Origin of the sequence: Streptomyces toyocaensis, from assembly GCF_000725125.1 — a bacterium.
Lineage (GTDB): Bacteria > Actinomycetota > Actinomycetes > Streptomycetales > Streptomycetaceae > Streptomyces > Streptomyces toyocaensis.
In genome coordinates, this window is record NZ_JFCB01000014.1 from 108306 (window position 1) to 134650 (window position 26345).

At 72.6% G+C, this 26345-nt stretch carries 27 protein-coding genes; 11 read left to right on the top strand and 16 right to left on the bottom strand.

All coding sequences use genetic code 11. The features are described from left to right. Positions 1–29: 29 nt before the first annotated feature. The gene (locus tag BU52_RS17105; protein WP_037935035.1) at positions 30–1037 is read left to right on the top strand and encodes a hypothetical protein; all 1008 of its coding nucleotides are present in this window, start codon (positions 30–32) and stop codon (positions 1035–1037) included. Between the two features lie 60 nt (positions 1038–1097). Next, positions 1098–2399 carry an MFS transporter gene (locus BU52_RS17110; protein WP_037935038.1) on the top strand — a complete coding sequence of 434 codons (1302 nt, stop codon included), beginning with the start codon at positions 1098–1100 and terminating at the stop codon, positions 2397–2399. A 47-nt stretch (positions 2400–2446) separates the two neighbouring features. On the opposite strand, the gene BU52_RS17115 is transcribed toward BU52_RS17110, so the two are convergent. From BU52_RS17115 to BU52_RS17125, 3 genes are all read right to left on the bottom strand, one after another. Next, positions 2447–3292: a spermidine synthase gene (locus tag BU52_RS17115; RefSeq protein ID WP_037935041.1), complete on the bottom strand. Its 846-nt coding sequence runs from the start codon at positions 3290–3292 to the stop codon at positions 2447–2449. A gap of 95 nt (positions 3293–3387) precedes the next feature. Beyond that, entirely contained in the window at positions 3388–4557 is a 1170-nt protein-coding gene (tuf, locus tag BU52_RS17120) for an elongation factor Tu (protein WP_037935045.1), read from the bottom strand. 301 nt (positions 4558–4858) lie between these two features. After that, positions 4859–5593: a DNA alkylation repair protein gene (locus tag BU52_RS17125; RefSeq protein ID WP_037935048.1), complete on the bottom strand. Its 735-nt coding sequence runs from the start codon at positions 5591–5593 to the stop codon at positions 4859–4861. 49 nt (positions 5594–5642) lie between these two features. On the opposite strand from BU52_RS17125, the gene BU52_RS17130 reads away from it, so the two are divergent. After that, entirely contained in the window at positions 5643–6431 is a 789-nt protein-coding gene (locus BU52_RS17130; RefSeq protein ID WP_037935051.1) for a TVP38/TMEM64 family protein, read from the top strand. Positions 6432–6447: 16 nt separating this feature from the next. Here the strand turns inward: BU52_RS17130 and BU52_RS17135 are convergent, their stop codons facing one another. Beyond that, on the bottom strand, positions 6448–7617 hold the full coding sequence (locus BU52_RS17135) for a thiolase family protein (RefSeq protein WP_037935054.1): 1170 nt from the start codon (positions 7615–7617) through the stop codon (positions 6448–6450). A 129-nt stretch (positions 7618–7746) separates the two neighbouring features. Here BU52_RS17135 and BU52_RS17140 point away from each other — a divergent pair, with 129 nt between their 5' ends. The 3 genes from BU52_RS17140 (at position 7747) to BU52_RS33710 (ending at position 9528) form a co-directional block, all read left to right on the top strand. Further along, entirely contained in the window at positions 7747–8217 is a 471-nt protein-coding gene (locus tag BU52_RS17140) for a winged helix-turn-helix transcriptional regulator (RefSeq protein ID WP_037935057.1), read from the top strand. A gap of 156 nt (positions 8218–8373) precedes the next feature. After that, complete coding sequence (locus BU52_RS17145) at positions 8374–9249, top strand: undecaprenyl-diphosphate phosphatase (RefSeq protein ID WP_037935060.1); 876 nt, start codon at positions 8374–8376, stop codon at positions 9247–9249. A 99-nt stretch (positions 9250–9348) separates the two neighbouring features. Further along, complete coding sequence (locus tag BU52_RS33710; protein WP_078903290.1) at positions 9349–9528, top strand: hypothetical protein; 180 nt, start codon at positions 9349–9351, stop codon at positions 9526–9528. Positions 9529–9553: 25 nt separating this feature from the next. On the opposite strand, the gene BU52_RS17150 is transcribed toward BU52_RS33710, so the two are convergent. From BU52_RS17150 to BU52_RS17160, 3 genes are all read right to left on the bottom strand, one after another. After that, positions 9554–10294 (bottom strand): SDR family NAD(P)-dependent oxidoreductase, encoded by a 741-nt coding sequence (locus BU52_RS17150; RefSeq protein WP_037935062.1) that lies wholly within the window; start codon positions 10292–10294, stop codon positions 9554–9556. Between the two features lie 178 nt (positions 10295–10472). Then, positions 10473–11861, bottom strand: a complete 1389-nt coding sequence (locus BU52_RS17155) for a hypothetical protein (RefSeq protein WP_157847889.1) — start codon at positions 11859–11861, stop codon at positions 10473–10475. A 212-nt stretch (positions 11862–12073) separates the two neighbouring features. Beyond that, a complete protein-coding gene (locus tag BU52_RS17160; protein ID WP_037935067.1) occupies positions 12074–13612 on the bottom strand; it encodes an MFS transporter in 1539 nt (512 codons plus the stop codon). A 319-nt stretch (positions 13613–13931) separates the two neighbouring features. On the opposite strand from BU52_RS17160, the gene lnt reads away from it, so the two are divergent. Beyond that, the gene (gene lnt / locus BU52_RS17165) at positions 13932–15497 is read left to right on the top strand and encodes an apolipoprotein N-acyltransferase (RefSeq protein ID WP_037935069.1); all 1566 of its coding nucleotides are present in this window, start codon (positions 13932–13934) and stop codon (positions 15495–15497) included. On the opposite strand, the gene BU52_RS17170 is transcribed toward lnt, so the two are convergent. Both BU52_RS17170 and BU52_RS17175 read right to left on the bottom strand, forming a co-directional pair. After that, a complete protein-coding gene (locus BU52_RS17170) occupies positions 15421–16326 on the bottom strand; it encodes a Gfo/Idh/MocA family protein (RefSeq protein WP_037935070.1) in 906 nt (301 codons plus the stop codon). The genes lnt and BU52_RS17170 overlap by 77 nt on opposite strands. Positions 16327–16339: 13 nt before the next feature. Next, a complete protein-coding gene (locus tag BU52_RS17175) occupies positions 16340–17563 on the bottom strand; it encodes an FAD-dependent monooxygenase (protein ID WP_078903291.1) in 1224 nt (407 codons plus the stop codon). Positions 17564–17650: 87 nt separating this feature from the next. On the opposite strand from BU52_RS17175, the gene BU52_RS17180 reads away from it, so the two are divergent. From BU52_RS17180 to BU52_RS17190, 3 genes are read left to right on the top strand one after another with little or no spacing between them, the layout of a single operon-like run. Continuing rightward, positions 17651–18253 (top strand): TetR/AcrR family transcriptional regulator, encoded by a 603-nt coding sequence (locus tag BU52_RS17180; protein WP_037935072.1) that lies wholly within the window; start codon positions 17651–17653, stop codon positions 18251–18253. A gap of 29 nt (positions 18254–18282) precedes the next feature. After that, positions 18283–18795 (top strand): DinB family protein, encoded by a 513-nt coding sequence (locus BU52_RS17185; protein WP_037935075.1) that lies wholly within the window; start codon positions 18283–18285, stop codon positions 18793–18795. 57 nt (positions 18796–18852) lie between these two features. Then, the gene (locus tag BU52_RS17190; RefSeq protein ID WP_235216364.1) at positions 18853–19374 is read left to right on the top strand and encodes a hypothetical protein; all 522 of its coding nucleotides are present in this window, start codon (positions 18853–18855) and stop codon (positions 19372–19374) included. Between the two features lie 192 nt (positions 19375–19566). Here the strand turns inward: BU52_RS17190 and BU52_RS17195 are convergent, their stop codons facing one another. The 5 genes from BU52_RS17195 to fabG all read right to left on the bottom strand — a co-directional run bounded on the left by BU52_RS17195 (position 19567) and on the right by fabG (position 24362). After that, the gene (locus BU52_RS17195; RefSeq protein ID WP_037935205.1) at positions 19567–20082 is read right to left on the bottom strand and encodes a hypothetical protein; all 516 of its coding nucleotides are present in this window, start codon (positions 20080–20082) and stop codon (positions 19567–19569) included. A 151-nt stretch (positions 20083–20233) separates the two neighbouring features. Further along, positions 20234–20917 carry a uracil-DNA glycosylase gene (ung, locus tag BU52_RS17200; RefSeq protein WP_037935081.1) on the bottom strand — a complete coding sequence of 228 codons (684 nt, stop codon included), beginning with the start codon at positions 20915–20917 and terminating at the stop codon, positions 20234–20236. A gap of 90 nt (positions 20918–21007) precedes the next feature. After that, complete coding sequence (locus tag BU52_RS17205; protein WP_037935084.1) at positions 21008–22594, bottom strand: ABC transporter substrate-binding protein; 1587 nt, start codon at positions 22592–22594, stop codon at positions 21008–21010. 234 nt (positions 22595–22828) lie between these two features. After that, positions 22829–23587, bottom strand: coding sequence for an SDR family oxidoreductase (locus BU52_RS17210; protein WP_037935085.1), 759 nt, complete (start codon positions 23585–23587; stop codon positions 22829–22831). Between the two features lie 13 nt (positions 23588–23600). Next, positions 23601–24362, bottom strand: a complete 762-nt coding sequence (gene fabG, locus BU52_RS17215; RefSeq protein ID WP_037935086.1) for a 3-oxoacyl-ACP reductase FabG — start codon at positions 24360–24362, stop codon at positions 23601–23603. Between the two features lie 301 nt (positions 24363–24663). Between fabG and BU52_RS17220 the strand changes: the two genes are divergently transcribed. After that, positions 24664–25167, top strand: coding sequence for an excalibur calcium-binding domain-containing protein (locus tag BU52_RS17220; protein WP_037935090.1), 504 nt, complete (start codon positions 24664–24666; stop codon positions 25165–25167). A gap of 20 nt (positions 25168–25187) precedes the next feature. Here BU52_RS17220 and BU52_RS17225 read toward each other — a convergent pair whose 3' ends face one another. After that, positions 25188–25571: a DUF3037 domain-containing protein gene (locus BU52_RS17225; protein WP_037935092.1), complete on the bottom strand. Its 384-nt coding sequence runs from the start codon at positions 25569–25571 to the stop codon at positions 25188–25190. After that, on the bottom strand, positions 25568–26332 hold the full coding sequence (locus BU52_RS17230; RefSeq protein WP_037935095.1) for a HipA family kinase: 765 nt from the start codon (positions 26330–26332) through the stop codon (positions 25568–25570). Before BU52_RS17230 ends, BU52_RS17225 begins: the two co-directional genes overlap by 4 nt. Positions 26333–26345 lie beyond the last annotated feature (13 nt).

Here is a 26345-nt window from a genome sequence, read left to right on the forward strand (position 1 = left end):
TGTCCCGGGCGCGGCTAGGGTTGCTGCCCATGTGGCCAGGACAGCAGCCGCCCGGGGGCGAGCAGAACCCGCAGTCGAACAATCCGTACCAGCAGCCGGGATACCAACAGCCGAATCCGTACCAGCAGCCCGGCTACCAGCAGCCGAACCCGTACCAGCAGCCGCAGTGGAGCGATTCGTCCACGGTCGGCACGCCCCAGCCGCCGCAGGGCGGGGGCGGCGGGAACCGGACCAAGCTGGTGGCCGTCGTGGCGGCGACGGCCGTGGTGGTGGCGGCGGGCGTCACCGGGTTCCTGGTGCTCGGCGGTGACAAGGACGACGAGGCCGACGGCAAGAAGGACGCCAAGCCAAGCGCGACCGCCTCCAAGGACACCTCCGCGGAGCCGAGCGCCTCCGCCTCGGGAAACAACCCGCGGGGCGGGGACGGGGAGAAGGCGACCATTCCGGGCTGGCAGGTCGTGGTCAACACACGCTTCGGCACCAAGTTCGACGTCCCCGGCGACTGGGAGATCGAGACGCCGGGCACCAGCGTGGGCTTCGAGTGGGAGGAGAAGGACGGTGAGATGGGCCGGACCACCGTCACCGCCCCGGCGTACCTGAAGTCCAAGTGGTGCACCAGCGACGACGAGAAGGACGGCCGCGAGGAGGACACCGCCCTCGCCACCGCAGGAACGCGCGGTGAGAACGGCGCCAAGACCACCAAGGAGGCGGCCGAGACCCGGGTGCCGTGGTGGATCTTCGGCGGCTACACACAGCCCGACAAGAAGAGCGTGAAGTTCGACGCGCCGAAGGCGTACACCACGACGTCGGGCATCAAGGGCCACGTGGCGACGGCGCACTCGGAGAACACGCCGCAGAAGGGCAAGTGCGACAGCGAGGGCAAGGCGATCACCTTCGCGTTCAAGAACGGCGCCGGTGACTTCGTCACCTGGAACCTGTACGGGGCCGCGAAGGTCGACGAGGAGATCCCGGAGGCGACCGTGCAGAAGATCCTCAGCACGGTGCGCCTGACCGAGGAGGCACCGACGGGGTCGTAGCAGGCAGGGGGGCCGGCAATCCATTTGGCAAGTCGGCCCCCGCCCGTGGATAGTCACGGGGTGCCGACCTCCGCCCTCCGTCGCCGTCCCGTCTGGGCCGACCGCAACTACTCCCTGCTGACCGCCGCCGCCGTGGTGACCAACCTGGGCAGTCATGGCGCGCTGATCGCCGCCGCGTTCGCCGTGCTGGGCACGGGCGGCGACGGCGGCGACGTGGGTCTGGTCGCCGCCGCCCGCACCCTGCCGCTGGTGCTGTTCCTGCTGATCGGCGGTGCCGTCGCGGACCGGCTGCCGCGGCACCGGGTGATGGTCGCGGCCAACGTCCTGAACTGTGTCTCGCAGGCCGCGTTCGCGGCGCTCGTGCTGGGGGGCGAGGCACGGCTGTGGCAGATGATGCTCCTCAGCGCGCTCGGCGGCACCGGTCAGGCGTTCTTCAACCCGGCCGCCGAGGGCATGCTGCTGTCCTCGGTCGACGGCGAACAGGCCGGCCGGGCGTTCGCCGTGTTCCGCATGGCGATGCACGGGGCGACCCTCGGCGGTGCCGCGCTCGGCGGCGCGATGGTCGCCGCGATCGGACCCGGCTGGGTGCTGGCGGCGGACGCGGCGGCCTTCGCGGTCGCGGCGGCACTGCGGGCGTTCCTCGACGTGAAGCACATACCACCGCGCGCTCAGGGGAACGGCCTGCTCTCCGACTTGAGGGACGGCTGGCGGGAGTTCGCCGGCCGGCCGTGGCTGTGGGGCATCGTCGTGCAGTTCTCGGTCGCCAACGCGGTCGTCGGCGCCGCCGACGCGGTCTACGGGCCGCTCGTCGCCCGCGACCACCTGGGCGGTGCCGCGCCGTGGGGCGTGGCGCTGGCCTTCTTCGGCGGGGGCACGGTCGTCGGCGCGCTGCTGATGACCCGCTGGCAGCCGCGGCGTCTGCTGCTGGTCGGCACCCTGTGCGTGTTCCCGTTGGCCCTGCCGTCAGCGGCGCTGGCCGTTCCGGTGCCGGCCGGGGTGCTGTGCGCGGTGATGTTCGTGACCGGCGTGTCCGTGGAGGTGTTCGGCGTGTCCTGGATGACCGCGCTGCACCAGGAGATCCCGGAGGAGAAGCTGTCCCGGGTCTCCGCCTACGACTGGTTCGGCTCGGTCGCGCTGGTGCCGGCGGCGATGGCGCTGGCGGGCCCGGCGGAGACCGCGTTCGGCCGCCCGGAGGCACTGTGGGGCTGCGCCGCGCTGGTCGTGGTCGTCACGGCGGCGGTCCTGTGCGTCCCGGACGTGCGCGACCTGCGCCGCCGTTCCCGCCACGTCACCGGCACGGTTCCCGCGCCGGCCGGTGCCGGGAGCCGTACCGGTGACCTCGGGACGGTGCCGCGGGACTGAGCCGCGGTACGTTCCGCCGCAACCGCCGTGCCGGCGCGGGCCGTGGGTCAGCCGATGCCGAACGCCCCCGCGGGCGGCTCCGGTGAGGGCACGGCGTCCTCGTCCCGCACCGGGCGCGCGCCGCCCGTGAAGTCCCGCAGCGCCGGGCCGTGTTCCACCCGGGCCGGGAAGGCGTCGGCGGCGGTGGCGCGGGACAGCCGCGTGATGTCCAGGGGGCGGTGGGCGGCGGCCAGCACCGCGTTGCCGAACCGGCGGCCGCGCAGCACCCCGGGCTCGGCGATCAGCGCCAGTTCCCCGAACCGCGTGGCGAGGGTGGCGAGCTGGGACCGCAGGAAGGCGAACGGGGCCGCGTCGGCGAGGTTGGCCAGGTAGACCCCGTCGGACCGCAGGACGCGCGCGGCCTCGCGGACGTAGCCGACGGAAGTCAGGTGCGCCGGCACCCGGGAGCCACCGAAGACGTCGGCGACCAGGACGTCCGCGCTGTCGTCGGGGGCCGCCTCGAGCCACGCCCGGGCGTCCGCCGCGTGCAGGGTGACATCGGCCCCAGCGGGGAGCGGCAGGTGCTCGGCGACCAGTTCCAGCAGCCCCCCGTCGAACTCCACGACGTGCTGCCGGGAGCCCGGCCGGGTGGCGGCCAGGTAGCGGGGCAGGGTCAGCGCGCCGCCGCCGAGGTGCAGGGCGTCCAGCGGGGCGCCCGGTTCGGCGAGGACGTCCAGCAGGTGCCCGAGCCGCCGGGCGTACTCGAACTCCAGGTGCGTCGGCTCCTCCAGGTCGACGTACGACTGCGGTGCCCCGTCGACGGTCAGCAGCCAGGCCCGCTCCCGGTCCACGTCCGGCATGAGCTTGGCGGTGCCGCGGTCGGTGACGCGGCTGACGGGTACGGCTTCGTTCACCCCCTCATTGTGCGGGTGGGCCGGTGCCTCCGGGGCGCGGGGGACCGCCGGCCGCCGGGCCGGCCGGCGGTCCCCCGCGCGGGCGGACGCCGTCCCTATCCGACGGCGGTCACGGTCCCCGCCCCCACGGTGCGGCCGCCCTCGCGGACGGCGAAGCCGAGCCCGGGCTCCAGCGGCACCTCGCGCCCCAGCTCCACGGTCAGGGTGACCGTGTCCCCGGGCAGGGCGACCGCCGCATCGCCGAGGTCGACGTCGCCCACCACGTCCGCCGTGCGGATGTAGAACTGCGGCCGGTACCCGGTCGACACGGGTGTCGTCCGGCCGCCCTCACGGGCGGACAGCACGTACACCCGCGCCGTGAACCGTCGGCTCGGCACCACGCTGCCCGGCGCGGCCACCACGTGCCCGCGCCGTACCGCGTCGCGCGGCACCCCGCGCAGCAGCAGTGCCACGTTGTCCCCCGCCTGCGCCTCCTGCATGGGCTTGCCGAAGGTCTCCAGACCGGTCACCACGGTCTCCACGCCGGCGCCGAGCACCTCGACCCGGTCGCCGACGCGGACCGTGCCGCGCTCCACCGCACCGGTCACGACGGTTCCCCGGCCGGTGATCGTGAGCACGTTCTCCACCGGCAGCAGGAACGGCGCGTCCAGGTACCGCTCGGGCATGGGCACGTATGTGTCCACCGCGTCGAGCAGTGCGTCGATCGACGCCGTCCAGCGCGGGTCGCCCTCGAGCGCCTTCAGTCCGGACACCCGTACGACGGGGACCGACTCACCGCCGTAGCCGTGCGCGGAGAGCAGGTCGCGGACCTCCAGCTCGACCAGGTCGGTCAGCTCCTCGTCCCCCGCGTCGGCCTTGTTGAGGGCGACGACGATGTGGTCGACGCCCACCTGGCGGGCGAGCAGGACGTGCTCGGCGGTCTGCGGCATGATCCCGTCCAGCGCGGAGACGACGAGGATCGCCCCGTCGAGCTGCGCGGCACCGGTGACCATGTTCTTGACGTAGTCGGCGTGACCGGGCATGTCGACGTGCGCGTAGTGCCGGGTGTCGGTCTCGTACTCGACGTGCGCGATGTTGATGGTGATGCCGCGGGCGGCCTCCTCCGGGGCCCGGTCGATGCGGTCGAACGGCACGTAGCCGGCGGAGCCGCGCTCGGCGAGGACCTTGGTGATGGCGGCGGTCAGGGTGGTCTTGCCGTGGTCGACGTGGCCCATCGTGCCGATGTTCAGATGCGGTTTGGTGCGGACGTACGCCGTCTTGGACATGGCGGTACCTCGAAGTCTCTCGGTGGTGACGCGTGACGGCCCGGGGCGCGGCGGATCGGCGCGCGGCCGGGACGGGGACCCCAGGGACCTGGCCGACCCTCCCCCTGGGGGGTCCGCCGGACGATCCGGGGAGGGTCAGCTTCGGGCGCCGTCGACTGCGGCGAGGAGAGCGGGAACGGCAGCCTTCGGGGCATCCGCGACCGCGGATGCTGCGAGGTGGAAGGCGTACCGGAACATGGCGTCGATCATCACCGACGGCCCGCCCCCGCGTCGAACGGTTTTCGCGGGCGGCGTCCGGCCGCTACGCGCCGATGTTCCTCAGCGCCTCCCGCACCGACAGCGGCGCGAGGCGTCCCCGCTCACGCGCCAGGAAGGCGCGTACGGCGTCCGGGTCGGTCCTGGCGTACTCGCGCAGGCACCAGCCGATGGCCTTGCGGACGAAGAAGTCCGGGTGCCCGGACTGGCGCAGGCAGTAGCCGAAGAGGCGTTCGCTGTCGGTGCGCTCCTTGAAGCGCAGCTGGTGGAGCAGGGCGGCGCGGACGAGCCACATGTGGTCGTCCGTGATCCACTCGTCCATGTCGGCCGCGAGCCCCGGGTCGGCGGCGACCAGGGCACCGGCCACGTGCGCGGCGAGCGGGTCGACGGTGTCCCACCACGGGACGGTGGTGACGAGGTGCCGTACGACGGGCAGGAAGCCGGAGGTGCAGTGCCGTACGTGGCGGCGCAGGTAGTCGACGGCGAAGTACTGGTACTCGCGCTCGGGCAGGTCCCAGCAGCGCAGGGCGACGGCGGTGCAGTCGCCCTCGCCGGGCCGGGGCACCCCCGCCACGACGGTGCGGGACAGGGCACGGCGGACGGGCGTGGCCAGCCCCAGGAAGGGGGCGACGTCCTTCATGTACGCCCGCATGGCCGCTGCCCGCTCCGGATCGGCCGCCGCCCCGTAGGCGGCGGTGAGCCGCTCGATCACCGTGTCGGCCGACGGGCTGTCCGGTGCACGTGGTGTCCCGGCCGCCGGGCCGGCTCCTGTGACGCGCATGAGACGAACACTACGGCGATCACAGACATGTGTCGGTTAGTGTCACCGGATGCTCGATGCCACCACCCGCTCTGGGGGCACCGCCGCGGTCTCTCCCCGGGCCGCCGCAAACGACCTCGCGGTCGCCGTCCCCACGGCCGCTCCCACTCTCGCGCCCGCCACGGGTTTCGCCGCCCGGTGCGCGAGAGTGCTGCTGTCGCCGTGGTCGCGGCTGTCGCTGCTCGTCGTGCTGCTCGCCTCCGCGGCGTCGGCGATGCTGGTCCTCGAACCGCAGCGGCTGCTGACGGACGGCTGGCCGGACCGGCTGGGCGGCGCCGCGGCGGTCCTGGCGTACGCGGTGGCCTACGGGGTCTGCACGGTGGCGTTCGTGCCGCGCCCGCTGCTGAACCTCGCCGCGGGGGCGCTGTTCGCCTCCCAGCTGGGCCTGGCCGCCGCGCTGGGCGGTACGGTGCTGGGCGCCGGGCTGGCCTTCTGTCTGGGGCGGGCGCTCGGCCAGGAGGCGCTGCGTCCGCTGCTGCGTGGGCGCTGGCTGAAGGCGGCGGACGACCAGCTCAGCCGGCACGGCTTCCGCTCGATGCTGGCGGCCCGGCTGTTTCCCGGCATCCCCTTCGCCGCCTCGAACTACTGTGCCGCCGTCTCCCGGATGGGCCTGCTGCCGTTCCTGCTGGCGACGGCGCTCGGTTCGGTCCCGAACACCGCCGCCTACGTGGTGGCCGGCGCCCGCGCCTCGACGCCGACGTCCCCGGCCTTCCTGATCGCGCTGGCCTGCATCGCGGTGCCGGGCCTGGCGGGCGCCGCCGTGGCGTGGCGCAAGCGGCACAAGCTGCGCGGGCGGTGAGCCGGCCGCCGGGGCGTCAGACGCTCTCGAGCACCATGGCGTTGGCCAGTCCGCCCGCCTCGCACATGGTCTGCAGGGCGTAGCGGGCGCCGCGCTCGCGCATCGCGTGGACCAGGGTCGTCGTGAGCCGGGTGCCGCTGGCACCGAGCGGGTGGCCGAGGGCGACGGCGCCGCCGTGGACGTTGACCTTGCCCAGGTCGGCGCCGGTTTCCTGCTGCCAGGCCAGGACCACACTGGAGAACGCCTCGTTGACCTCGAACAGGTCGATGTCGTCGAGCCCGAGACCGGCCCGGCGCAGCACCTTCTCGGTGGCCGGGACGACACCGGTGAGCATCAGCAGCGGGTCCGAGCCGGTGACGGCGAAGCTGTGCAGCCGCGCCAGCGGACGCAGGCCGAGCCGCGCGGCGGTCTCGCCCGAGGTGATGAGGACGGCGGAGGCGCCGTCGTTGACGGGGCTGGCGTTGCCGGCCGTGACGTTCCACTCGATCTGCGGGAAGCGCTCGGCGAAGACCGGGTCGTGGTAGGCGGGGCGGAGGCCGGCCAGGACGTCGGCCGTCGTGTCCGGCCGTACGCACTCGTCGCGGGTGACGCCGTCCAGGGGCGCGACCTCGGCGTCGAACAGTCCGGCGTCCCAGGCAGCGGCGGCCCTGTGGTGCGAGGAGACGGCGAAGGCGTCCATCTGCTCACGGGTGATCGACCACTTGGCGGCGATGAGCTCGGCGCTGATGCCCTGCGGGACGAGCCCCTCCGGGTAGCGCCCGGCGACTCCGGGGCCGAAGGGGTCCTTGCCCTCGGGCACGTTGGACCACATCGGCACCCGGCTCATGGACTCCACACCGCAGGCGACGACGAGGTCGTAGGCGCCCGCGAGGACCCCCTGGGCCGCGAAGTGCACGGCCTGTTGCGAGGAGCCGCACTGGCGGTCGACGGTGGTGGCCGGGACGGACTCCGGCAGACCGGCGGAGAGGGCGGCGTAGCGGGTGGTGTTCATAGCCTGCTCGCCGACCTGGTCGACGGTGCCGCCGATGACGTCGTCGATCAGCGCGGGGTCCACACCGGAGCGCTCGACGAGGGTGCGCAGGGTGTGGGCGAGGAGTTCGACGGGATGGACGTGCGCGAGGGCACCGTGCGGCTTGCCCTTGCCGATGGGGGTGCGTACGGCTTCGACGACGACTGCGTCACGCATGGTGCGGGCCTCCTTGGCCGCCCGGGCGGTACCGGGGGCGGGTCGGGAACGACGTACCGGTGAGTAGGAAATCCGGACTCACCATAACCGGGTAAGTTGGAAAAGCAAACCTCACGTAGACTCGCCCCCATGGCCGCCCCCAAGGAACCGCGCCCCTGCTCGATCGCCGACGCGCTCGCGCTCGTCGGCGAGAAGTACTCGCTGCTCGTCCTGCGCGAGGTGTGCCTCGGCAACGGCCGTTTCGACCAGCTCGTGCGCAACATCGGCGCGCCGCGCGACATCCTGGCCGCGCGGCTGCGACGACTCGTCGACGCCGGGATCCTGACCAAGGTCCCCTACAGCGAACGCCCCCAGCGCTTCGAGTACCGGCCCACCCGGGCGGGCCTGGACCTGGAGCCCGTGCTGCTGCTCCTCAAGGAGTGGGGCGACCGCCATCTGCGCCCGGGCGGCGACCTGCCGATGGTGCTCGAGCACAGCTGCGGCGACGAGTTCGTCCCGGTCGTCACCTGCCGGGCCTGCGGCGACGAGGCGCGGCACGCGGAGCTGACGCCGCACCCGCAGGCCCCGGGGTGGACGGTGGGCGGCCCGGCGGCGGCCTGAGCCCTCCGGGGCGGCGGACCGCAAAGCCCCTGTGCGGCGGGTTCATCTTGGGGCGCTACGCTTCCCCCTCGGCGCGCCTGTTCATCGATCACCGCACACGGCGGTGCGGTGCGCCCTTCGTCCGTCCCACGATCGGCACTTGGACTCCGCTACCTCATGTCTTGGTTTGAATCCCTCATCCTCGGACTCGTCCAGGGGCTGACCGAGTTCCTGCCCGTCTCCTCCAGTGCGCACCTGCGGCTGACCGCGGCCTTCTCCGGCTGGGAGGACCCGGGTGCGGCCTTCACCGCGATCACCCAGATCGGCACGGAGGCGGCGGTGCTGATCTACTTCCGCAAGGACATCGGGCGGATCCTGTCGGCCTGGAGCCGCTCCCTCACGGACAAGGAGATGCGCCGGGACCAGGACGCGCGCATGGGCTGGCTGGTCATCGTCGGCTCGATCCCCATCGGTGTGCTCGGGGTGACCCTCAAGGACCAGATCGAGGGGCCGTTCCGCGATCTGCGGCTCACCGCGGCGATGCTGATCGGCATGGGCGTCGTGCTCGGCGTCGCCGACCGCCTCGCCGCGCGGGACGAGAGCGGCGGCCGGCACCGGGTGGCCAAACGGCGCAAGGAACTCGGGGACCTGACCGTCAGGGACGGCCTGATCTACGGCGTCTGCCAGGCCATGGCCCTGATCCCGGGCGTCTCCCGCTCCGGCGCCACCATCAGCGGCGGCCTGTTCATGGGCTACCGGCGCGAGGCCGCGGCCCGCTACTCCTTCCTGCTCGCCATCCCCGCGGTCCTGGCCTCCGGTCTGTTCGAACTGAAGGACGCGGCGGAGGGCGGGCACGTCTCCTGGGGTCCCACGCTCTTCGCCACGGTCATCGCCTTCGCGACCGGCTACGCGGTGATCGCCTGGTTCATGAAGTTCATCTCGACCAAGAGCTTCATGCCGTTCGTCTGGTACCGCATCGCCCTCGGCGTGGTGATCATCTTCCTGGTCGCCACGGGTGCGCTCAGCCCGCACGCGGCGGAGTCGGCCGGCTGAGTCCCGTTCGGGACGTGACCGGGGCACGTGACCGAGAACATACGGGTTGCGTAGCCGTCCGGTAGCGCACCGTCAGTCCATGGCCCTAGGCTGGTCGGCATGTCCCCCGATTTAACGACCCCTGGTTCCGTGCGGTCCGCCGCCGAAATCAACGAGCAGATCCGCGCCCTGTGGCTGCGCGCGGGTGGCTCCCTGTCCGCCCAGGAACGCGCGGAGTACGAACTGCTCGTGGTCGAGTGGGCGGCGGCGATCCGCAGCCGGGTCGTCGAAGCGGCCTGATCACCCCCGCCCCCGCCGTCACGCCTCAGCGTCCGCCCGCGACCCGCAGCACCGCCCCCGTGGTATACGAGGCGTCCGGCGACATCAGCCACGCCACGGCCGCCGCGATCTCCTCGGCCTGCCCCGCCCGCCGCAGCGGAACGGCACCGGCGACCTGCCGCGCACGGTCGGGGGCGCCCATGGCGGCGTGCATCTCCGTGTCGATCACGCCGGGAGCGACCGCGTTGACGCGGATGCCGTCCGGACCGAGCTCCTTGGCCAGTCCCACGGTCAGCGCGTCGACGGCGGCCTTGGTCGCCGCGTAGTGCACGTACTCGTTCGGACTTCCCAGCGTGGCGGCGCCCGAGGAGATGTTCACGATCACGCCCTCGCCCCGGGGGACCATGAGCTGCGCGGCCCGTCGCGCACACAGCAGCGTCCCCATCAGGTTGACGTCGACGACCCGCCGCAGGGCGCCCGTGTCGGCCTCGGTCAACCGCCCGAGCGGTCCCGTCACCGCCGCGTTGTTGACCAGCCCCGACACCGGACCGAGTTCCCGCTCCGCCACCTCGAAGAGCCGCTCGACCTCCGCCTCGACGGACGTGTCCGCGCGCACGGTCACGGCCCGCGCCCCGGCCGCCCGCACCCCCTCCGCCACCGCCTCGGCGGCGGCGCGGTCGCGGGCGTAGTCCACCACCACGTCGTGCCCCTGCGCCGCGAGCCGCAGACAGGTCGCGGCCCCGATCCCCCGGCTCCCACCGGTGACCACCGTGACCAGACGCTTCATGAGTACCTCCTGGCAATGAGCACGAGACGAAGATCCTCAGGCTGCCAGAAGCGCGAGCCCCTTGTCGTCGAGGGACGAGCCGTCGCCCGAAGGCGTCGTCCGACGACCACGGCGGGCCGGACCGATGACCGGATGCGGACGCACCGGGAGGAAACCGGAGAAGGCAGCCCGACGGCTGTCACCGCGCCCACGGGGTGGGGACGGGACCCGACGCCAGGTCACGCACAGCCGCCGCTATCGGAGCGGGCACGCGGGGCCAGTCGATGCCGAGGAAGCGGCGGCGGAGCCGGTCCGCCGCCGCGCGTCCGGGCGCGTACCGGCGGAGTACCGGGTGGTCGACACCCCGCGTGAGGCACTGGTCCACCGCGGTCAGGACCTCCTCATGAGACGGTACACATTCCCAGGCCACCCGGGACGAATCCATGAGGGATTCCCATACCGGAAGGTTGCGCGGATCCGCCAGTGCACTTTCTTCCGTGCCCAGCAGCCTCCGCGCGTAATCCTCACCCAGGAAAGCGGTGGTCATGAGGTAGCAGAAGCAGCACTTGGGGCATCGGCCGCACCAGGGTTTTCCGTAGTTGCACGAATGCGTGCGGAGGAGCAGGTCGGGCCGAGTGGCGACTATACGGTAGATCGCGTGGTCGTAAAGACCTCGCAGCGTGGAATCGAAGCCCTTGAACCAGTCACAGCCGGTGAGTTCCGCAAAAAGGGACGACGCTATCGACTGGTACTCCCCGCTCTTGCACCACTGATGACTGATCTCCTCACCCTCCCACAGGACACGAGGGTCGTCCGCGGATCGCTCGATGTTGAACCAGACGCGGTCGTAGCCGCCGTGCAGGAGGACCGGCATGTATCCGACGTAGCCGGCCGTGTGCCCGACCGCGAAGTCGGTCCGGTAATGATCCGCCGTCACACCGGCGTCGGTGAATTCGGCCGCCGGCCTGCCGTAGAAGTCGTCGTGCACGTATACGCGGACCACCTCGGTGCGCCGCGCCTCCGCGCCCGCCCGCAGGTTCTCCAGCAGGTGCCGCTGCAGTCCGTGGTCACCACCGACGGGCAGGTAGGCCTCGTACACGTCGTGATCGATCCCGCTCCTGCCGAGAATCATCATTCCGGCCAGGGTGTCCTTGCCGCCGCCGTTGGTCAGCAGTGCGCGGCCTCCGGTGTGCGACGTACCGCCTCCCCCGCGCACCTCCTCCACGGGCACACCCGGGGCCGCCACCAGTTCCGGCGCGCTGCCGCGGTAACGGATGCCGTTGCGGTAACGCCACTCACCGAACTGGTTCAGGAAACAGCGGCGCCACGGCGCACTGACGACGGCGTCGCAGGGAAGGCCGGGGGGCAGGACGAGACGCTCACCTCCCAGCGCGAGAAACCGCATGGCATCCCATGCGATCAGGGCGCTGACCAGCCGTAGGGCGTTCTGCCGTGAGGGCATGACGGCGAAGACGTCGGACCACGCCGGGACGGACGTGTAGGAGATGCTGGACGAAAAGGTGAGGGGGCCCACTTCCACGCGGTAGCGCAGGCCGGCGGGAGTGTCCGTGAGGGTGTACTCACGCACGACCACGTCGTATTCCGGCCGGGCGGTCAGAGTGCGACTCGGGGCGGAAGGTGACAGATGAGGTGTCATGGTCCTGAAGGTGCTTCCCGACGCGAGGCGGTGGTAGCCCGATGGCCCCGGCAAACGGCTGCGTTTTCACTCTAGGAGTGGCGGGGCCGGTGCACCACTTGCGGGTCGGCCCGTGCACGAAAGCAGAATTCCCCGAGGGGAACCTACGCTGTCCTGGGTTCCTTGCGGCGGGGCATCAGCAGGAAGGCCGCCACCGCCACGACGAGCGGCAGGATGCTGACGACCAGCATGGTGAGCCGCAGTCCGTCGGCGAAGTCCGGCCCGAGTTCCAGCCCCGAGGCCTGACGGAGCAGGTTCGGGTCGTACACGGAGCTGCCCGGGCTCTGGGCCATCCCGCTGCGCACGGCGTCCACGGCCCGCTCGGCCCGGGTCGCCGACAGCCCGCGTGACTCCGCGTCCGCCAGCCACTGCCGCCGGAAGAAGAGACCGAGGAACAGGAGATACACGGTGGGCCCCATCGCGGCGCCGGTCACCGCGAAGGCCATCTGGACCGACGCCACCGTGCCGGATCGCCCGTGCGGCGCCTGGGCGAGCACCGTTTCGGACACCGCCGCGGACGTGACCACCGCCCCGAGGTTGCACAGCCAGATGGCCGGCACGAGCAGCCACACCGCCATCGTGGGGCTGACGGTGCCCGCCATCAGCAGTCCGCCGGCCGCCATCACCAGCAGACCGGTGACCATCACCGGCCGCGGGGTGTACGTGCCGACCAGGCGCCCGGCGAGGATCACCGCGCCCGCGATCAGCACGGTGCCGGGCAGGTACAGCAGGCCGATGGACTCGGGGGACAGCGACAGCACCACGGTGCCGAACTGCCCCAGGACGATACCGAGCCCGGCGATCAGGAAGTTCAGCGTGAGGGTCGCCGCCAGGGCGACGGTGAACGGTGCGCGGCGGAACAGCGCCAGGTCCAGCGCGGGCTCGGGAGCGCGGCGGGCGTGTACCACGAAGAGCGCGACGAGGACCGCGCCGGTCACCAGGGGTGCCCAGGTCGCGGGCCGGGCGACGCCGTTCTGCGCCGCGGCGAGGCCCACGACGAGGGCCAGCAGTGTCATCCCGATCAGGGTGACACCGACCGCGTCGAGGCGACGGCCCCGCTGAACGGGCGGCTCAGGGACGTACCGGGCGACCAACCAGAAGGAGACCAGGCACAGCAGCGGGGTCATCAGGAAGACGACCCGCCATCCGGCGGCAGTGACGGCCCAGCCGGTGAAGGGGGGAACGACCCCGCACACGACCACGTAGACGGCCATCAGCACACCGATGGCCACCGGCCGCCTCTCCGGCGCCACGGACGCCTTCAGGAGGGCGAGCGGCACTCCCAGCAGCGCGGTCATCCCCAGCCCTACCAGGAAGCGCATCCCCAGCAGGAAGCCGGTGGAAGGCGAGAGTACGGACAGCACGTCGACGACCGTGACGAGGGCCAGCCCCAGCATGAGCAGCCGCTTGAGCCCCACGGCGTCCCCGACCCTGCCCGCGGCAAGGACGGAGGCGGCCATCACCAGCGTCGCCGCTCCGCCCAGCAGTCCTACGACCTGCGGCGGGACGCTCAGAGCCCGCGTGACCTGCGGCATGTTCAGGCTGAGCACCAGCGGATCGACGACCGTGACCGTGAAGGCGAGGGAGAGTCCGATGACGATCGGCCAAGGTGGCGCGTCGGTGCGAGGTCCGGCGGCCGGCATCGCGACACCTCCCGGGCTCCCACGGTCGCATGCCGGTCGACGCTAACCCGGTCACCGCGTGCCGCCGGGATTCCCCGGGCCGACGCGCGCAGCGGCACGGCATTCGGGTCAGACGACGGTGCACGGCCTCGGGCCCGGAGCGCCTTCGCGGTGCCGTGTACGGACGACGGCCGGCGGCCGAGCGGGGTGGCCGTACGGGAGAAGCGAACGGCGCGCCCACGGCCGGCGGGCGGCTCCTGTGATCAACTGAACCGGCGTGCGCTGTTCCCGATCACCTCCGGGACGCACACTGGAGGCACCACGGGGTAGGGAGGCGCCTATGAAGACGCTCGGCCACTGGCTCACCTCCCCGTGGCGCCGCTCGACCGTAGCCGCGGTCGTGGGTGCCCTGCCCGTCCTGGCGTTTCCCGCCCCGTCCCTGTGGTGGTTCGCCTACGTCGCCCTGGTCCCCTGGATCCTGCTGGCCCGTACCGCTCCGACGGGGAAACGGGCGGCCTTCGACGGGTGGTGGGGCGGGTTCGGCTTCATGCTGGCCATGCACCACTGGCTGCTGCCGAACCTGCACGTGTTCACGTTCGTCATCGCCGCCCTGCTCGGCGCACTGTGGGCGCCGTGGGGCTGGCTGGTGCGGCGGCTGCTGGGCGGGGTGCCGTCGCGCGGGCGGGTCGCGGCCGCGCTGGTCGTGGTGCCCTCGGGGTGGCTGGCGATCGAGTTGGTCCGCTCCTGGCAGGGGCTCGGCGGCCCCTGGGGCGTGCTGGGCGCGAGCCAGTGGGAGGTGGAGCCGGCGCTGCGCCTGGCGTCGGTGGGCGGGGTGTGGCTGCCCAGCTTCCTGGTGGTGACCCTGAACGTCGCCGTGGCCGTGCTCGTCGCGGTCCGCCGGGCCCGGATCCCGGCCCTGGCCGGGCTGGTCGCCACGGCCGCGGCCACCTCCGCCGCCTGGGTGTGGTCACCGCGCCCGGACACCGGCGACCGGGTCCGGGTCGCGCTCGTGCAGCCGGGGGTCGTCTCCGGGCCGGACAGTGCCGACCGCCGCTTCGACCTCGAGGAACGGCTCACGCGCGAGCTGGCCGGCCAGGACGTCGGTCTGATCGTCTGGGGCGAGAGCAGCGTCGGCTTCGACCTCGGGGACCGGCCCGACCTCGCACGGCGGCTGGCCGCGCTGTCCCGCGAGACGGACGCACGCATCCTGGTCAACGTGGACGCCCGGCGCTCCGACAGGCCCGGCATCTACAAGAGCTCGGTCCTCATCGGCCCCGACGGCCCCACCGGGTTCCGGTACGACAAGATGCGGCTGGTCCCGTTCGGTGAGTACATCCCGGCCCGTTCCCTGCTGGGCTGGGCGACGTCCGTCGGCAAGGCGGCCGGTGAGGACCGCCGCCAGGGCTCCCGGCAGGTGGTGATGGACGCGGGGAACGGGCTGCGGATCGGCCCCATGGTGTGCTTCGAGTCCGCGTTCCCCGACATGAGCCGGCATCTCGCCGAGGGCGGCGCCGACGTGCTGCTCGCCCAGTCCTCCACCTCGACGTTCCAGCAGAGCTGGGCGCCCGGGCAGCACGCCTCGCTGGCCGCGCTGCGCGCCGCGGAGAGCGGCCGTCCGATGGTGCACGCGACCCTGACCGGCGTCTCCGCCGTGTACGGGCCGGACGGCGCGCGCGTCGGCCCGCGGCTCGGCACGGACACCAGCGCCGCGCAGGTCTACGAGGTGCCGCTGGCGCACGGCACCACGGCCTACGTCCGCTACGGTGACTGGCCGCTGTACGCGGCGCTGGTGGTCCTCGGGGTCTGGGGCGTCACCGAGGTGGTGCGCGTCAGGCGGGGCGCTCGTGGATCGCTCGTACCACCCGTTCGCACAGCTCATGGGTCGCCAGCGCGTCCCGGGCACTGAGCACCTTGCCCGCCCGCACCGCGTCGAGGAAGGCGAGCACCGCCTGCTCGATGCCGCGCTGTCGTGCCACCGGCACCCAGTCGCCCCGCCGCCGCACGGTCGGCTGGCCCTTGTGGTCGATCACCTCGGCCAGGTTGACCACCTGGCGCTTGGTGTCCTGCCCGGAGACCTCCAGGATCTCCTCCGCCGAACCGCTGAGCCGGTTCATCACGCCGAGGGCGGTGAAGCCCTCCCCGGAGAGCTGGAGCACCACGTGGTGCAGGAGCCCGTCCTCGGTGCGGGCGCGCACGGTCACGTCGTCGACCTGGCCGGGCGCCAGGAAGCGCAGGGTGTCCACGACGTGGATGAAGTCGTCGAGGATCATCGTGCGCGGCTCCTCCGGCAGCCCGATCCGGTTCTTCTGCATGAGGATCAGCTCGCGCGGATGGTCCGCGCACTGCGCGTAGCCCGGGGCGAAGCGGCGGTTGAAGCCGACGGCGAGGCTCGTGCCCCGTTCCTCGGCGAGTGCCACCAACCGCTCGGAATCGGCGAGTTCGTAGGCGAGCGGCTTGTCGACATACGTCGGTACGCCCGCCTCCAGGAGCCGCGTCACGATCTCCGGGTGGACCTGGGTGGGCGCGTGCACGAAGGCCGCGTCGAGGTTCTGGGCCAGCAGGGAGGCGAGGTCCGCGTGGCGCCGGCCCGCCGGGAGACGAAGGCTGTCCGCGACCCGGTCGAGGGTCGCGGCGGTGCGGGTCTGCAGGTGCAGTTCCACCCCGGGCTGCACGGCCAGCACCGGGAGATAGGCCTTCTGCGCGATGTCGCCGAGTCCGATGCAGCCGACCTTCACGGGGTGTTCTCCTCTAGCCCTCGCCTGCCGTGTCTGCGAGCATACGGCCTTGCCCGCTCCCGCCTTCACTCGAGTGGGCGGTGCCCTGGGGCGGCCGCCAGTCGGCGATGCCGTCGAATCCGCGCAGGAACAGTCCCGGAGCGGCCCTCGACAGCGCGACGAGGGCGTGGTCGCGTACCGCGGTGCCCACGCGGCCGGTCATCAGGTTGACGCGGGCCACCTGCACGGCCCGGCGGGTGATCACGGTGGTGCGGGGCAGCCGGGCCGCGGTGTAACCGGGCAGGTCGTCCAGGTGGCCGGCGAGGGTGATCGCGTCCTCGACCGCCTGGTTGCCGCCCTGTCCGAGGGTCGGCGGCATGCCGTGCGCGGCGTCGCCGAGCACCGCCACCCGGCCGTGGTGCAGGGCGGGCAGTGGCTCGGCGATGTGGTGGACGTCGTGGCGGAGTACGTCCTCGGGGCGGGCGGCCGCCAGTACCTCGGGGACCGGGGTGTGCCAGTCGCCGTAGAGGCGCAGCAGTTCGGCGCGCTCGTCGTCCGGGGCGTGCTCCCCCGCGGGGGCGACGGCGGCGGCGTAGGCGTAGACCCTGCCGTCCTTGAGCGGGTGCGTGCCCCAGATGCGGCCCCGGCCCCAGGTCTCGTGCGAGGCGAAATCCACGCCGGGCAGCGGGATCACCACCCGCCAGGTGGTGAACCCGGAGTACACCGGCCCGGGGTGACCGGGGAAGAGCGCGCGGCGCACGGCGGAGCGGATGCCGTCGGCGGCCACCACCAGGTCGGCCTCCAGTTCGCCGCCGGGGACGGCGACGCGGGCCGGCCGGCCGGAGCCGCCCACGGCACCGGGGTCCAGGAGGCGCGCGGCGGCGGCCGTGCGGACGGCGCCGGACGGCAGCGCCGCGGCGAGGTGGTCGACGAGGGTGGCGCGGTGCAGCAGGACGAGGGGGCCGCCGAAACGCTCGGCCGCGGCGGCGGCACTGGTCCGGGCCAGCCACCGTCCGCCGGGCGCGCGCAGCCCTCCGTCGCCCTGCCAGGCGGCCAGGGCTCGGATGCCGTCACCGAGTCCGACGACGTCCAGGCCGCGCAGCGCGTTCGGTGACAGGGAGATGGCCGCGCCGACCGGCTCCAGGGAGCCGGCGCGCTCCAGAACCGTGACGCGGACACCCTGCTGGTGCAGGGCGACCGCCGCCGTCAGACCGCCGATTCCGCCGCCGATCACGATCGCCCGCTCCACCCGTGTCATGGCTCCTCCTCGGGTCGTCAACTACGTCTGTAGTGAACCGTCGGCTCCAACGTACTACACCCGTAGTGCGGCGGGTAGTTTGACTCCATGTCCGTACACACCGCAGGCGCCTCCCGCGCCGATCTCGTCGCCGACACCGCCCTGGCCCTGCTCGCCGAACGCGGGATGCGCGGACTGACCCACCGGGCGGTCGACGAGGCGGCCGGGCTCCCGCAGGGGTCCACGTCGAACCTGGCGCGCACCCGCCAGGCACTGCTGGAACTGGCCGTGCGGCGGCTCGCCGAGCGGGAGGCACGGGTGCTGGGTCTGCACGAGATGCCGGACCCGCGGGCCGGCGCCGGACCCCTGGTGGACGCCATGGCCGTGGCCGCGCACCGCGCGCTCACCCGGAACCGGGCGCTGACCCTCGCCCGCTACGAGCTGGCCCTGGAGGCGACCCGCCGCCCGGAGCTCCGGGCGTACTTCGACGCGGCCGGCGCCCGCTTCCGCGAACAGCTGACCGCCCTGGTCACCGGACTCGGCTCCGGGGACCCCGAGCGCCATGCGCTGTCCCTGATCGCCTGGGCGGACGGCCTGATGTTCTCCTGCGTGGCCGGTTCCTTCAGCACGCGCGTACCGGGCCTCGCGGAGGTCCGCGCGGACCTGCGGGAACTGCTGGCCGGGATGCTCGGCACCGAAAAGCCCTGGTGATGAGGATCTTCCCTGGGCAGGATGGCGCCATGACGACCGAGCGCCGTGAACCCGCCGCCGACGCCGACGAGCGCACCATGCTGGAGGGATGGCTGGACTACCACCGCGGCACCCTCGCCCGGAAGTGCGAGGGACTGAGCGGGGAACAGCTGCGCACCGCGTCGGTGCCTCCCTCGGAGCTGTCCCTGCTGGGCCTGGTCCGGCACATGGCCGAGGTGGAGCGCGGCTGGTTCCGCAGGGTGCTCGCCGGCGAGGACGCCGGCCCGCTCTACTACGGCGAGGCCGACCCCGACGGCGAGTTCCACGTCACCGAGGCGGACACCTGGCAGGAGGCATATGCGACCTGGCAGGCCGAGATCGACGCCGCCCGGCGCCACGCGGCCCGCTTCGGCCTGGGCGACCCGTCCCTGGGCCGCCACCGCTTCAGCCCCGACCCGTACACGCTGCGCTGGATCTACACGCACATGATCGAGGAGTACGCGCGGCACAACGGCCACGCCGACCTGATCCGCGAGCGGCTCGACGGCGTCACCGGAGAGTGACGTCACCCCCGCGCCACCGGGGCCTCCGTACGGGGCGGGAGATCACTCTTGCGGGGCATGCTGCGCCTGTCCGCCCGCTCCGGGGCGGCCGGAGCCAGCAGAGTGGAGCGGGTGCATCGAACGACGACCACAGCAGCGCTTCTGGTGACCGTGGCGGTCTCCGTCCTCTCGGGCTGTGTGACGGTCCAGCGTCCCCTGGCACCCGGCCCCCCGGCAGCACCGTCCCAGCGGACCGAGCCGGTCCCGGCCGGGCGGAACGAGACGCAGGTCGTGCAGGCACCGGCGCGCGAGGCCCTGGAGAGGGTCGGCCCGTCCCGGCCACCGAGGAAACCGGCGCCGCCGGCGCACCGCACGGCCCCGCCGGAGCAGAACACGCCTCCGGAGGGCCGGAACGTCCGGCCGCGGCCGGACGGCCACGTCCCCCCGCCGCGCCCGCCGCTGGACCTCCCCGGCGCCGGGAAGCCGGTGAACCCAGCCCCCTCGGTCAAGCCGGACCTCTGTGCGCTCGGCCGGGAGTACGGCGGCTGGCGCGCGGACAGTCCGGAGGCGGCCATCTGCCAGGAGACCTACGGCCGCTGAGCCGGCAGCGACGCCGCGGTCAGCCGCCGGACGCCCCGGGGCCTGTCCGGCGGACACGCCGCAGACGCGAGGTCCGGAACGCCCTCCCCGGACGCCGGTGTCTCCAGCGGCGCCGTCGGTTGCCGGTTCCCCCGCCCACCTCGGCGGCGGAGCACAGCCCGATTCCTCCGCTCGGACCTGCCGCACAGGCCTCTAGGGGCGCTGTCTCGGCGGTGCCCAGCCGCCGGGTGGCCCGTCCACGCCCAGCCGGACCTCCAGCCGTCGGATCGCGGCCCGTACGCCCTCGCCATAGCGGTCGGCGGCGAGGGTGAGGGCCGCGCCCCGGGCCCGGCGGAGGTGCGAGCGCGCGGCGTCGGTGCGGCCGAGGCGGGCGTAGTCGGCGGCCAGGTCCAGGTGCAGCGACGGGTAGAGGGCGCGCACCGCGGGAGCCCCCTCGTACCCTGCGGGCCGGCCGGCCGCGGCCTCCTCGGCCGCCGTCAGCGCCCGCAGGTCCCAGGCCAGTTCGTCCTCGGGGTCGTCCTGCGTGTCGGCGAGGTAGTGGGCGAGTGTGCAGCGGTGCAGGGGGTCGCCGTGCTCGCCGATCTCCGCCCACAGTCCGAGGAACCGGTGCCGGGCCTCCTCGCGGTCCCCCGCGTGGTGCAGCATCACGAGCTGACCGATCCGCGTCAGCACGGCGTCCGGCGCCGCCTGCCCCTGTCGCTCCGCCACCACGTCCTCCGCACCTCGCCGGGTCTCGTCCCCCGACGCTAACCGCAGGCCTGGGCAATACCGGACAAGCCGCTCCGTGGTCTCCCGTGCGGTCCGGGTGCGGGACCGGCGTGCCGGTCCCACACCCGGCAGGGCGGCGGCAAGCGGTGCGTCAGCCCACGTTCGGGACGGTCCAGTCGATCGGATCGTGGCCCTGCGCGGCCACCGCCTCGTTGATCTGCGTGAACGGGCGGGACCCGAAGAACTTCTTCGCCGACAGCGGCGAGGGGTGCGCCCCCTTGACCACCACGTGACGGCTCTCGTCGATCAGCGGCAGCTTCTTCTGCGCGTAATTGCCCCACAGCACGAAGACCGCCGGGTCGGGACGGTTCGCCACCGCGCGGATCACCGCGTCGGTGAACAGCTCCCAGCCCCGCCCCTTGTGCGAGTTGGCCTCACCGGCGCGGACGGTGAGCACCGCGTTGAGCAGGAGCACACCCTGCCGGGCCCACGGCATCAGATACCCGTTGTCCGGGATGGGCGTGCCCAGCTCGGCGTGCATCTCCTTGTAGATGTTGCGCAGGGACGGGGGAATCCTGACGCCGGGCCGGACCGAGAAGCACAGGCCGTGACCCTGGCCCTCGCCGTGGTACGGGTCCTGGCCGAGGACCAGGACCTTCACCTCGTCGTACGGCGTGGCCTCCAGCGCCGCGAAGACCTCCTCGCGGGGCGGGTACACGGGACCGTTCGCCCGCTCCTCCTCGACGAACTCGACCAGCTCCTTGAAGTAGGGCTGCTGCAGCTCGTCGCCCAGAACCCCGCGCCAGGACTCGGGCAGCATGGCGATGTCGGTCACGTCAATGTCCTCACGTGTGCGGTCACTTCCAGGCCACAGAACCTACAGGCGACCACTGACAACCGGCTCCGCGGACGGTCGTACCGGGCTCTACCAGCTGGTCTTCCGGGAGAGCTGCCACAACATCATGATGGTGGACGGATCCAGCGCCCGCTCCGCACCCGAGACGTCCCGGCTCGCCGCCACGTACTGCCGGCCCTGCCACAGCGGCAGCAGCCGCACGTCGTCGACGAGTATCTGCTGGGCCTCCTTGAACTGCTTCACCACGTTGCCACGGTCGCTCTCCCGCCGGGAGCTGGGCAGCAGATCGTTCGTGATCCTGGTCGCCTCGTAGGGTGTGCCGAGCGCGTTCTGCTTGCCGACGAACGGGGCGATGAAGTTGTCCGCGTCCGGGAAGTCGGGGAACCAGCCGCGCCCGAACACCGGGTACTGGCCCTTCTGGTAGCCCTCGACGTACGTCTTCCAGGGGCGGCTCTTGAGGGTGACCTCGAACAGCTTCGACGCCTCCAGCTGACGCTCGAGTTCCTTGAACTCCAGCGCGGTCTCGGAGCCGTAGCGGTCCGTGGTGTACCAGAGGGTGAGCGGGACCGGCTCGGTGATGCCCGCGTCGGTGAGGATCTCGCGGGCCTTGTCGACGCTGGGGTCGCCGTAGTCGTCGAAGAAGCCGGTGGTGTGCCCGGTCAGACCCTTGGGGACCATGGAGTACAGCGGGTCGACGGTGTCCCTGTAGACCTTGTGAGCGATCGCCGCGCGGTCGATGACCTGGGCGACGGCCTGCCGCACTTCCTTCTTGCCGGCCCACGGGTCCTTCGGGTTGAACACCAGGTAGTTGATGTCGGTCCCGCTGCCCTCGATGAGCTGGATCTCCTCCTCCTTGGAGACCCTGCCCTGGAATTCGATGACGTCGCCCGCGGCCAGGCCGCGGTAGGTCAGGTCGATCTGGTCGTCGCGCAGTGCCTTGACCATGGCGCCGGAGTCCTGGAAGTAGCGGATGGTCACCGCGTTGTTCTTCCGCTCGGCGTAGCCCTTGTAGCGGCCGTTGCGCGCGAGTTCGGCCTTCTCGCCCTCCTCGTACGACTGGAGGGTGTAGGGCCCCGAACCGACGATCCCGCTCTCCTCGCGCAGGGCGTCGGCCGGGTAGGCGTCCGGATCGACGATCGACATGGCGGGGGTGGCGAGCACGAACGGGAAGGTGGCGTCCGGCTTGTTGAGGTAGAAGACGACCTCGCGCTCGCTGGGCGCCTGTACCCGTTCCAGGCTGCCGAGCAGACCGGCCGGACCGCCGTTGACGTTGATCTGCCGGATGCGGTCGATGGAGTGCTTGACCGCCTTGGCGTCGAGCGTGCTGCCGTCGGAGAACTTCAGCCCCTCGCGCAGCTCGCAGCGGAACACCTGGTTGGAGGTGTCGGAGAACTCGCAGCTCTCCGCGGCGTCCGGCTGAGGCGTGGTCGCACCGACCGGGTAGCTCAGCAGGGTCTGGTAGATGTTGCGGAACAGCTCCCAGGAGCTGTCCCAGGAGGCGGCAGGATCCAGCGTGCTGGGCGAACTGGTGGTGCCGACGACTATGGGTCCCTCGTCGTCCGCGCTGTCCGACGACAGAATGCCGCATCCGGTCAACAGGGACGATATGGACGCGATGGCCGCCACCCGCCGCAGGCATCGTTTCCGGTTGAACACGCGCACGCTCCTCGATCTGCCATGCCAAGGGTCGGCAGACCATACCGCAGTGTCACCCCGGCTGACCCTCCCGTGTACGACCCTTGAGATCGATTCGCGATGACTACGTTGTCACCGGCCGTCGCGGGCCGGAGACACCGACACGGACGCCGTTCTCGTCAACGGATCGCCCGCGCCGGGACCGTCCCGCTCGTTCCCGCGCGCGTGCCCGGCACACGCGCGCGGGCGTGCGCGTCAGGCCACGCCGGCGTTCAGGAAGATGCCGCCGTCAACGACCAGGGTCTGACCGGTGACCCAGTCCGACTGGTCCGAGGTGAGGAACGCGGCGGCACCGCCGATGTCCGAGGGCACACCGAGCCGGCCCAGGGGGTAGCCCGCCGCCGCCTCCTCCTCCCGGCCCTCGTACAGCGCCTGCGCGAACTTGGTCTTGACCACCGCGGGGGCGATGGCGTTGACCCGCACCCGGGGCGCGAACTCGTGCGCCAGCTGCTGGGTCAGGTTGATCAGCGCGGCCTTGCTGACGCCGTAGGCGGCGATGAACGGCGAGGGCGCGAGGCCCGCGACGGAGGCGATGTTGACGATCGCGCCGCCGTTGTCCTTCTGCCAGGCGTGCCAGGTCTTCTGGGCGAACCCGAGCGCCGAGATCACGTTGGTCTCGAACACCTTGCGCGCCACGTTCAGGTCGAGGTCGGCGATCGCCCCGAACACCGGGTTGGTGCCGGCGTTGTTGACCAGGTAGTCGACGCGGCCGAAGGCCTCCATCGCGCGCTCGACGGCGACGGCCTGGTGGGCCTCGTCGTGCGCCTTGCCCGCGACGTACACGGCCCGGTCGGTGCCGAGCTTCTCGACGGCCTCCTTGAGGGCGTCCTCGCCCCGGCCGGTGATGCAGACCCGGTCGCCGCGCGCGACGAGGGCCTCGGCGACTCCGTAGCCGATGCCGCGGCTGGCGCCGGTGATCAGGGCGACCTTGCCCGAGAGTTCCACTGCAGTCATGTTCCCGGTCTTCCTAGTCGAGCGGTCCGCCGGCGACGTACAGCACCTGGCCGGAGACGAAGCCGGCCGCCTCGCCGGTGAAGAAGGCGATCGCGTTGGCGATGTCCTCGGGCTCGCCGACGCGGGCGACCGGGATCTGGGTGGCGGCGGCGGCCTTGAAGTCCTCGAAGCCCATGCCGACGCGGTCGGCGGTGGTCTTGGTCATCTCGGTGGCGATGAAGCCGGGCGCGACGGCGTTGGCGGTGACGCCGAACTTGCCGAGCTCCTTGGCGAGGGTCTTGGTGAAGCCCTGGAGGCCGGCCTTGGCGGCCGAGTAGTTGACCTGGCCGCGGTTGCCGAGCGCCGAGGAGGACGACAGGTTGACGATCCGGCCGAAGCCGGCGTCCACCATGTGCTTCTGACAGGCCTTCGACATCAGGAACGCGCCGCGCAGGTGCACGTTCATGACCGTGTCCCAGTCGGAGACGCTCATCTTGAACAGCAGGTTGTCGCGCAGCACGCCCGCGTTGTTCACCAGGATGGTCGGCGCGCCGAGCTCCTCGGCGATCCGCGCGACGGCGGCCTCGACCTGCGCCTCGTCGGAGACGTCGCAGCCGACCGCGAGGGCCGTGCCGCCCGCGGCGGTGATCTTCTCGACGGTGTCCTTGCAGGCGGCCTCGTCGAGGTCGATCACGGCGACCGCGCGGCCCTCGGCGGCCAGTCGTACGGCGGTGGCGGCCCCGATGCCGCGCGCGGCGCCGGTGACGACCGCGACCCGCTGCTCAGTGGTGGACATTGCTGCTTCTCCTCGCCCTTGGGATGCGGCTCCGCGGCCGGACCCGATTCGGTGAGCGACCGCTTAGTACCTTCAGCAGACGTGACGCTAGAAGCCCTGGCACCCGGTGTCAACGGCACACCGCGCGTGTGTGATCCATTCCCCGCGCGGCGACCCCTTCCGGCGCGGGGCGCCCCCGGCCGCCCGGCGCCACCCCGTGGTCCGTGCGAAGCACCCGATCGGCCCACCGCGGCGCGCCTGCGCGCCCGGCGGCCCCTAGCGTCGAAGCGCGAGCCACCCGCGGCCGGAAAGGAGGCGCTCCATGCGCCGTCGCACCGGTGCCATGGGCACGCTGATCGCGCTCGCCGCGATCGTGCCGTTGGCCGACACCGCCCACGCCCAGGACCTGAACTGCAGCGATTTCACCTACCAGGAGGACGCGCAGACCTTCTTCGAGCTGGACCGGAGCGATCCGCACCGGCTCGACGAGGACCCTGGTCCGGACGACGGGGTGGCCTGCGAGGCGCTTCCCCGGCGCGGTCTCACCTCGTCCACCTTCCGGCCGGCACCCGCCACGTCCGCCCCCACCCGGTCGCCGTCACCGTCACCGACCAGCGCTCCACCCACCCGGAGCGCGCCCCCCACCACCGCGCCCACCACTGCGTCGGCGCCCGTCGGCTCCGTCCCGCCGACGCGGGGTGTGCAGGGCGGGCTGGGTGGCTCGTCGGCGTCCGGGCCGAGCGGCTGGGACCTGGGCATCGGCGCGGTGTTCGTGACGGGCGCCGTGCTCGCGGCCGGATACCTGGTGAGGCGCCGCCGCGCCTGACGGTCCGTGGACGGCCGCGGTCAGCGCACGAGCAGATCGAGCAGCCGCCCCACCTCGGCCGCAGGATCGGCGGTGAGCCCGGTGTGCACCGGACCGGGCTGGACGATGGTGGACCGGGGCGCGATCAGCCAGCGGAAGCGCCGCCCCGCGTCGTCGCCCGCGGCCTGACCCGCCGCGTCCCCGCCCGCGCACACGCCCTCGACCGCCCGCAGCGCGGCCCGTACACCGGGCAGGTCCACCGACGGGTCGAGGGCGAGCAGCCGCGCCTCGTCGAGATGGGTCCGGGCGGCGACGAAGGACCTGGGCCGGCAGTACACGAGCACCCCCGCGTTGACGCACTCGCCGCGCTCGATGCGCGGGACGACCCTCAGCAGCGCGTACTCGAAGACGTGCCGGTCGCTCACCGGTCCCCCTCGAGGCCGTGGATGCGCTGGTGGACGGTGGCCGCGCGGGCGATCAGCGGCCGCGTGTAGGCAGACCGGAGCTCGTCGGGCGTGTCGAACCCCTGCTCCCCGGCCAGCCAGACGTCGGGGATCTCGGCGGTGACCTCGGCCAGCAGGTCCTCGGTCACCCGCGGTGCGAGATCCGCGGCGGCCGACGCGATGTCCGGTGCGAACGTCCTCAGGGCGTGGTCGGAGGCGTCGTAGGGACGGGCGGCGGAGGCGGCGGCGCCCGGCCAGTTGTGGTGCCAGATCATCGTCGCGCCGTGGTCGATGAGCCACAGCCCCTCGCTCCGGCGGAGCATGTTGGGGTTGCGCCAGGAGCGGTCGACGTTGTTCACCAGCGCGTCGAACCAGACGATCCGGCCGGCCTCCTCGGGGCTCACCTCGAAGGCGAGGGGGTCGAAGCCGAGGGCGCCGGAGAGGAAGTCCATGCCCAGGTTGGTGCCGCCGCTGGACTTCAGCAGTTGCTGCACCTCCTGGTCGGGCTCACCGAGCCCCAGCACGGGGTCGAGTTCGACGGTGACCAGCCGCGGCACCCTCAGCCCGAGCCGGCGGGCCAGTTCCCCGCAGACGACCTCGGCGACCAGCGTCTTGCGGCCCTGCCCGGCGCCGGTGAACTTCAGGACGTAGGTCCCGAGGTCGTCGGCCTCGATCAGTCCGGGCAGCGAGCCGCCCTCGCGCAGCGGCGCGATGAAGCGGGTCGCGATGACTTCCTTGAGCATCGCCCCAGGCTAC

Excerpts from the sequence above, each read along its gene's own strand:
- BU52_RS17230 (WP_037935095.1), bottom strand. The coding sequence starts at position 26,332 with ATGCTCAAGGAAGTCATCGCGACCCGCTTCATCGCGCCGCTGCGCGAG.
- BU52_RS33710 (WP_078903290.1), top strand. The coding sequence starts at position 9,349 with ATGTCCCCCGATTTAACGACCCCTGGTTCCGTGCGGTCCGCCGCCGAA.
- lnt (WP_037935069.1), top strand. The coding sequence starts at position 13,932 with ATGAAGACGCTCGGCCACTGGCTCACCTCCCCGTGGCGCCGCTCGACC.
- BU52_RS17160 (WP_037935067.1), bottom strand. The coding sequence starts at position 13,612 with ATGCCGGCCGCCGGACCTCGCACCGACGCGCCACCTTGGCCGATCGTC.
- fabG (WP_037935086.1), bottom strand. The coding sequence starts at position 24,362 with ATGTCCACCACTGAGCAGCGGGTCGCGGTCGTCACCGGCGCCGCGCGC.
- tuf (WP_037935045.1), bottom strand. The coding sequence starts at position 4,557 with ATGTCCAAGACGGCGTACGTCCGCACCAAACCGCATCTGAACATCGGC.
- BU52_RS17190 (WP_235216364.1), top strand. The coding sequence starts at position 18,853 with ATGCTGCGCCTGTCCGCCCGCTCCGGGGCGGCCGGAGCCAGCAGAGTG.
- BU52_RS17130 (WP_037935051.1), top strand. The coding sequence starts at position 5,643 with ATGCTCGATGCCACCACCCGCTCTGGGGGCACCGCCGCGGTCTCTCCC.
- BU52_RS17125 (WP_037935048.1), bottom strand. The coding sequence starts at position 5,593 with ATGCGCGTCACAGGAGCCGGCCCGGCGGCCGGGACACCACGTGCACCG.
- BU52_RS17145 (WP_037935060.1), top strand. The coding sequence starts at position 8,374 with ATGTCTTGGTTTGAATCCCTCATCCTCGGACTCGTCCAGGGGCTGACC.
- BU52_RS17220 (WP_037935090.1), top strand. The coding sequence starts at position 24,664 with ATGCGCCGTCGCACCGGTGCCATGGGCACGCTGATCGCGCTCGCCGCG.
- BU52_RS17140 (WP_037935057.1), top strand. The coding sequence starts at position 7,747 with ATGGCCGCCCCCAAGGAACCGCGCCCCTGCTCGATCGCCGACGCGCTC.
- BU52_RS17180 (WP_037935072.1), top strand. The coding sequence starts at position 17,651 with ATGTCCGTACACACCGCAGGCGCCTCCCGCGCCGATCTCGTCGCCGAC.
- BU52_RS17185 (WP_037935075.1), top strand. The coding sequence starts at position 18,283 with ATGACGACCGAGCGCCGTGAACCCGCCGCCGACGCCGACGAGCGCACC.
- BU52_RS17135 (WP_037935054.1), bottom strand. The coding sequence starts at position 7,617 with ATGCGTGACGCAGTCGTCGTCGAAGCCGTACGCACCCCCATCGGCAAG.
- BU52_RS17210 (WP_037935085.1), bottom strand. The coding sequence starts at position 23,587 with ATGACTGCAGTGGAACTCTCGGGCAAGGTCGCCCTGATCACCGGCGCC.
- BU52_RS17105 (WP_037935035.1), top strand. The coding sequence starts at position 30 with ATGTGGCCAGGACAGCAGCCGCCCGGGGGCGAGCAGAACCCGCAGTCG.
- BU52_RS17150 (WP_037935062.1), bottom strand. The coding sequence starts at position 10,294 with ATGAAGCGTCTGGTCACGGTGGTCACCGGTGGGAGCCGGGGGATCGGG.
- BU52_RS17175 (WP_078903291.1), bottom strand. The coding sequence starts at position 17,563 with ATGACACGGGTGGAGCGGGCGATCGTGATCGGCGGCGGAATCGGCGGT.